At 41.2% G+C, this 6,961-nt stretch carries 5 protein-coding genes; 4 read left to right on the forward strand and 1 reads right to left on the reverse strand.

Annotation, left to right across the window (positions count from 1 at the left end):
- Window positions 1-781: 781 nt before the first annotated feature.
- The 3 genes from V7K31_RS05070 (at window position 782) to V7K31_RS05080 (ending at window position 3,897) form a co-directional block, all read left to right on the forward strand.
- Window positions 782-1,612: a phytoene/squalene synthase family protein gene (locus V7K31_RS05070; protein ID WP_334949360.1), complete on the forward strand. Its 831-nt coding sequence runs from the start codon at window positions 782-784 to the stop codon at window positions 1,610-1,612.
- A gap of 531 nt (window positions 1,613-2,143) precedes the next feature.
- Window positions 2,144-3,748 carry a serine/threonine-protein kinase gene (locus tag V7K31_RS05075; RefSeq protein WP_335092965.1) on the forward strand — a complete coding sequence of 535 codons (1,605 nt, stop codon included), beginning with the start codon at window positions 2,144-2,146 and terminating at the stop codon, window positions 3,746-3,748.
- A gap of 38 nt (window positions 3,749-3,786) precedes the next feature.
- A complete protein-coding gene (locus V7K31_RS05080; RefSeq protein WP_442941216.1) occupies window positions 3,787-3,897 on the forward strand; it encodes an FHA domain-containing protein in 111 nt (36 codons plus the stop codon).
- 351 nt (window positions 3,898-4,248) lie between these two features.
- Here V7K31_RS05080 and recA read toward each other — a convergent pair whose 3' ends face one another.
- Window positions 4,249-5,328 carry a recombinase RecA gene (gene recA / locus V7K31_RS05085; RefSeq protein ID WP_334828360.1) on the reverse strand — a complete coding sequence of 360 codons (1,080 nt, stop codon included), beginning with the start codon at window positions 5,326-5,328 and terminating at the stop codon, window positions 4,249-4,251.
- Between the two features lie 699 nt (window positions 5,329-6,027).
- Here recA and V7K31_RS05090 point away from each other — a divergent pair.
- Entirely contained in the window at window positions 6,028-6,543 is a 516-nt protein-coding gene (locus V7K31_RS05090) for a hypothetical protein (RefSeq protein ID WP_335092966.1), read from the forward strand.
- Window positions 6,544-6,961 lie beyond the last annotated feature (418 nt).

Below are 6,961 nucleotides of genomic sequence, written 5' to 3' on the forward strand. Positions count from 1 at the left end.
TTCGAGCAATTAACATTTGAGCAGGTAATATCTGTCTCCTCTTATAACTTTATATTAGAAGCTCTTTTCTATGCAGCTTCATATTAAATTGGTATTAGCAGTAATTCTAGATGAATTTCACAAATATTTTGTTGAGTGGGCAAACAGCCCACTTTTTTATTGTCAATTTAGTAAATATACGGGAACTTTTTCTTCTGGGTTATGGTCACTTTATCTCACCTTGAACAGCAAGGAGGCTTCCACTGTAACCGATCAAGCGTATGCGTAGCCCAACCCAGGCATCGCAGCCGTCTATATCAAATTTAACTTACCCTAACTCTTGGGGAAGCCGCCGTTCGCATCTAAAGGTGCGTACAGTTGCTATTATCTGTTACCAGCTTTTTCAGAATTGTCTTTATATATACAATAATTACACTTTGTTAGTCAGATTAACGCAGACTTACAACACTTTCAAATCTCGAAAATGGATGTTTGCTCATGGAAAAATTTGGCTGTAATCAACCAAACATTAGCATAATTCTTTATATCTAAACTAAAAGTTTATGAAAGCTATATCAAACGACACCTGACGCATTTTTGCAACCAAAACCCTATATACTAGGTTAGACTTTGATAAATTTGAGAGTTTTGTTAATTGCAACACCAAAAACTATTAATTTTTAGATGAAATACTAGCGTATCTTATGGTCTATAGTTTTTAAGGTTTAGTCAAAACTATATCCAGTATCATCAAAAAACTGCCAACTTCATGTGGTGCAAAAATCAAGTGGGGAGTGAAAACATGAATTTACGTAGAGATGCATTGCAAATCCTCAAAGAAACTAGCCGAACTTTTTATATCCCAATTAGTCTTTTACCGCCAGGATTGCAAGAAGCAGTAGCATCAGCATATTTGTGTATGCGTGCCATTGATGAAATTGAAGATCATCCCGAACTAGATAACGCTACTAAAGCAAAGCTGTTAAAAACGATTAGCCTAACATTACAGGCGGGAGTTGATGGCTTCGCGGTAGATGCTTTCTTTGCAGGATTTAGTGGGTATGAGAATACCTTAGAAGAAGTCACTGTGAGGATTAGAGAATGGTCGCTGCTAGCACCAGAGACCATTGCACCTCGAATTTGGGATGCGACTGCTGCAATGGCAGACCGGATGGCTTATTGGGCAGAAAGAAACTGGAAAATTTACACAGAATCTGATTTGGATCGTTATACCTTTGGGGTTGCAGGTGCAGTGGGATTGTTACTATCGGACTTATGGACTTGGTACGATGGAACCCAAACTAACCGTACCCAGGCAATTGGGTTTGGTCGGGGTTTACAAGCAGTTAATATCCTGCGTAACCATACTGAAGATTTAGGGCGTGGGGTAGACTTTTTCCCAGAGGGTTGGAGTGCAGAAAATATGCAAGAGTATGCGCGGCGCAATCTAGTCCTGGCAGAAGCTTACACCAAAGACCTTCCTACAGGACCCGCCTTAGATTTTTGCCAAATTCCCTTAACCTTGGCTAGTGGCACTCTTGATGCTCTTGCTAATGGTAAAGAGAAACTCAGCCGCAGTGATGTTTTTGCACTGATCGAACAGCTGATTAGTGTGAACATGAAAGCTAGCTAATAGTCTGTTAACGAGTAATGGAGATGATTCTAAATTGCCTCCAAATTTAGGCATCCAAAATCTTACAGCGATTTTCTGTAGGGGAGCCAGTTGCTCTACTTGAGGTTTTCCCAAGTAGAGCAACTGGCGTTGGGCACTGCCCTCCAATACTTTTAAATACCAATTCTCCAAAATAAGACTACAGATCCAATCATCGGGAAATCCAGATTAAAACTGGCTTTCTCAATTCCGAATGACGTTAGCGAGTCACCAGAGCAGCATACTGCCCGTAGAAGCTTTAAGAGAATGTGATTAGGAATTACGGTTTGGTATAAAGTAATCTAAATACTATCTACCGGTGTAAGTATAATAAATTATCTTGTTATGGCGATCGCTTTACGTAATCTGAGTTAAACTTTAGAAACTCTTCAAAGAATTTCCAGCAAAAATTACCTGGCAAGAATTGATTAATATCTAAATAATTGAAAAAGAGTATAACAGAAACAGAGTATAACATTCCCCGTGATTATTTGTGCAGCGAGTTGAGAGTGCATGAGCTACTGCTTAAATCCTATCTGTCCCAATCCAGAAAATTTGGTAAATAGCCAAAGGTGTAAGTCTTGTGGCTCGCAACTTCTGTTGCGCGATCGCTATCAGGTGATCAAACCATTAGGTCAGGGTGGCTTTGGAGCAACCTTCTTAGCCTATGATCAAGGCTTACCAGGAGAACCGAGTTGCGTAATCAAGCAATTACGCCCATCAGGAAGCGCCCCACACGTTTTAAAGATGGCCAGAGAACTCTTTGAGCGAGAAGCCAAAACTCTAGGTAAGATTGGCAATCATCCTCAAGTACCAAGATTATTAGACTATTTTGAAGATGATGAACAATTCTACTTAGTTCAAGAATACATCAGTGGTGATACCTTGCAGGAGGAGGTCAAACTTAACGGCATCTTGAGCGAAACTGGAGTCAAGCAATTTTTGAGCGAGGTTCTGCCACTGCTGCAATACATCCATGAGCAAAAGGTGATTCACCGTGATATCAAGCCAGCCAACTTAATTCGCCGCACTCAAGATTCCAGAATGGTACTCATCGACTTTGGTGCCGTCAAAGACCAAGTTAGCCAAGCTGCGACAAGTCAATCAGGACAGACAGCATTAACTGCATATGCCATTGGTACTCCTGGTTTTGCACCTCCAGAGCAAATGGCTATGCGTCCAGTCTACGCCAGTGATATCTATGCACTGGGGGTGACATGCATTTATTTATTGACTAGCAAAACTCCTAGAGATTTAGATTACAATCCCAACACTGGCGAGATGATGTGGGAGCAGCTTGTGCAAGTGAGTGATCACTTGAGCAATGTATTCCGAAAAATGTTAGAGGTGTCTGTACGTAATCGCTATCAGTCAGCAGCAGAAGTTCTCAGAGCATTAGAAATAGAACCATATTTAGATAGTCTAGCAAAGGGTTTACTGACTAAATCTGATAGTGGATCTAAAGAGCGAACACACAACCACCGGGAAAATTCTGCTGTTTTATCTAACAACCCTTCTGCTACTTTTACCACTGGAGGAGTGGCACAGGTAGCGGCAGCAATTCGCGCTAGACGAGCCAAGGCAGCAGAAGCGGCGGGATTACAGCACGGTTCTGGGATGACCAAATCCACGACTTTAGCTAACAGCAACAGCAATGGTTCGCAAGCTCATAATTCTAAAGTTGAGCGAAAGTTAGATACTCAAGGTTTATTAACAGCCTATCTGAAGGGAAGACGGGATTTTGCCCTACACAACTTAAGTTTGCTGAACCTGCAAGGTGCTGACTTATCCCAAACAAATTTCCATTCTGCTCAATTGCAAAAAACCAATCTCCAGGGAGCTAATCTGCAAAATAGTGACTTTGGCAGAGCCAGTCTGACTCGAGCAAATCTCAAGGATGCTAATTTGAGCAAGGCATACTTTAACCATGCTGATTTAGAAGGGGCAGACCTGCGAGGCGCAGACCTCAGCAATGCTTATCTCAGCAATGCTAACCTCCGAGGAGCAAATCTGTGTGGTGCTAATCTTACCAGTGCCAAAATTTCTGATGAGCAGCTAGCGCTAGCAAAAACAAATTGGATGACCATTCGCCCCAATGGTAAACGAGGCTTGTTGTAAGTTGAAAGTTTAGATTTCGGAGCTATGCTATTCAACATATTGATCATCAAGGCTTTTACTTAATTGATTTCAACAGTACCACTGGTTCCTTTGTAAATGGCGATCGCATCCATCTAGGTAATATGACTTTTGATTTTTTTGTGAATTAAGGCAAAACCCACCTGCACGGGTTAAAAAACCTTAATTTTCCTTAGCCCAGTCCGGTGTGGCTCTTGTTTGTGTAGCCAAGCCAGTGCGTTGGGCGGCGAGCCACTCTTGTTGCACCTGGCGTGGTTTCCCCCATGAGTAACTGCCGTGCGAATTCTATTCGCCCTGGCTCTAATTTGACACTAATTTTACCTGATTGCAACGAAAAAACGCCATAAAAATGATTGCCCGTCATGTAGTAGCAATCATTTCGTTAGGCTTGTTGTAACTCATCAATACCTTGGAAAAGGTGGGTTAGCTGTCTTTGTAACCCACTACACATGAAAAGTTGCAGATTAATAAATCCACATTCCTTATTCTTCTGGCTCTAAATCGACTTCTTCCTCTTCATCTCCTTCACTGGGTTTAGCTACAGAGTTAGCAGAAACAACAGCGCCTTTATCTAGCTTTTCACGCACCAGTTGCTTAATTTGTTCAGCAAATTCAGGCTTTTCTTCTAGATACTTAATGGCGTTGTCTCGTCCTTGAGAAATATTGTCGCCATTGTAGCTGTACCAAGCTCCCTTGCGGACAAGCACGCCAGTTTCTTCTGCCAAGTCTACAATACAACCCAAGGTAGAAATTCCTTTGCCAAAAATAATGTCAAATTCCGCAATCCTAAAAGGCGGAGCTACTTTATTTTTAGCGACTTTGACTTTGACGCGATTACCATATTCATCTGTACCTTTTTTCAAGGTTTGAATTCGGCGAATATCTAAGCGCACCGAAGCGTAAAATTTCAATGCGTTACCGCCAGTTGTGGTTTCTGGGCTACCGTAGGTAACACCGATTTTTTGCCGCAACTGGTTGATGAAAATTACTGTACAACCAGATTTACCAATGTTACCAGTAATTTTACGCAAAGCTTGGCTCATCAACCGCGCTTGCAGACCTACGTGGATATCACCCATATCCCCTTCAATTTCAGCACGGGGAACTAATGCTGCCACTGAGTCAATTACTACAATATCAACCGCAGCAGAGCGAACAAGCTGATCGACAATTTCTAAAGCTGATTCGCCAGTGTCAGGTTGAGAAATCAGCAAATTATCAATATCTACACCCAATGCCGCAGCATAGGTAGGATCAAGGGCGTGTTCAGCATCAACAAAGGCAGCAATACCGCCATTTCTTTGCACTTCGGCGAGCGCATGTAGCGCTACTGTAGTCTTCCCGGAACTTTCGGGGCCATAAATTTCAATTACCCGCCCTTTGGGTAAACCACCACCCAATGCTAAATCTAGGGTAAGCGCTCCACTGGAAATTGTTTCCACCCGCATCCGGGTAGCATCGCCCAGGCGCATGATTGCTCCTTTACCAAAGCTGCGCTCAATCTGGTTGAGCACCATAGTCAGCGCTTTTTGCTTGCCAGAAGTATCGGTGTTGATAGCCATTCCTGCCTCTAATGCCTCTTAATATATGGTTTTAAGGAGTGTTGCTCTGGGAGTTTGAGTAGAACAGATATACTATTTTAACCAGAAAATTCTGGAATAGGACTTCTCAAATCAAAAAAAGGGTATGACAAGATCGTAACTCGATCGCTACCAGATTAGGGTAGCCTTGCACAATGATACCAACTTGCATTCAGAGATAGCTTTTTTTGCCTGGGTAAGCAAGGGATTTTCAAAGAAAAAATAAATTACCTAAATAATACTGTCAGTATAACCGTACTCGTGAGCATTTACGGAGGTTGGTAAATTAGGAGCGATCGCCAATGCCAATCAGCATATCATCTTTCGTAGAGTAGCAGTTTTTGTGCCCAGTTGAAAAAAAACCTTACAACTATGCACTTTTTAGCGTTTTTTTTCTGCGTCACTTTTTTCTGTTTTCAAAAAAGTGACGCAGTTTTGACGCACTTAATATCATAAATATTTCCTAATAATGTATATTTTGAGTTAAAAACTATCAACTCTTTACGCTGTCTACTTTAAAGCCTATTTTTTCTACTTGTTTATTGAGAATACCTAACTTTACCGCGATCGCACCCAATCACCAAAAACAAACTCCGTGCTAGCAAGGTAATACCGGGTATAATTTGGGCGTGTGGGGGGAATGGAGTTCTATTTAAAGTTTTGTAAGAGGGTTGAAAATTTTTGGTATTTATTCATTTTAATTTTATTAATGCAAGTATAACTCAATCAAAAAGCAAGTCTGAAATGATTAATACTTTGACTGCTCGTCAAATTAGAAAGGCTACAAACCGTTTTGTTATTGCTACTGGTGCAATGACTGTTGCTTGCAGTGGCATTGCTTTAACTCCAACTACGGCCGATGCCGTTATTAGTTACTATTTATGTAGTAAAGGAGGTTTTACAGGCACAATTATAATCGATCACACTCCCTCCGGAAGATTTCTAGGCCCAGTAGTAAGAATCAACTATAAAATTAACAAGAGAAGCAATCGCGGCGGTAATAAAGCAAATGTTTATTATGTTGACAACGGATTCCTACCCGCAAAAAGATTCAATACCGGAGATGCAGGCATCCAAGATAATAATCAGCATTACTTAGGTGGCCCCTATATAGCAGGTGGCGAAGGAATCAATGCTAGATTCGTTTTTGATAAAAGCTTCGCTCCTGATCCTAGTTGTTCAATCAGAATTCAGTAGATCACAAAGTTTTCCAGAAGTCTTACCAGTCATTTATTTGTGGTGGTATTGAAGGCAATAGGTTGTTTGTGGTCAGTTATCACTGAAGACAGTTTAATTGTATTATCAGCTAATCGAGTTCAAATTGTTATTGGCTACGGCTTACAGGTTCTACAGTCTGACAACGATTTGAAAACGATTTGACGATCAGGTGTTGGGAGCGGCGGCGTTGTCGATGCTGTCACCAGTTGGGGGAGAATGTTGAGAAATGAACCTATCCCGACATTGGGCTTAAACAGGCACAGAGTAAGGATTAAGAGCGTATTACACTGGTTAGACGACATCCCCTAATATCAATTTTATATGAAGCTGCATATAATAGAGAAAACAAACTTGATAAATTCTAATATCTATGAGCCGCCCTTTTGAGATTGAAATC

This window comes from Nostoc sp. (assembly GCF_036917675.1).
Lineage (GTDB): Bacteria > Cyanobacteriota > Cyanobacteriia > Cyanobacteriales > Nostocaceae > Nostoc.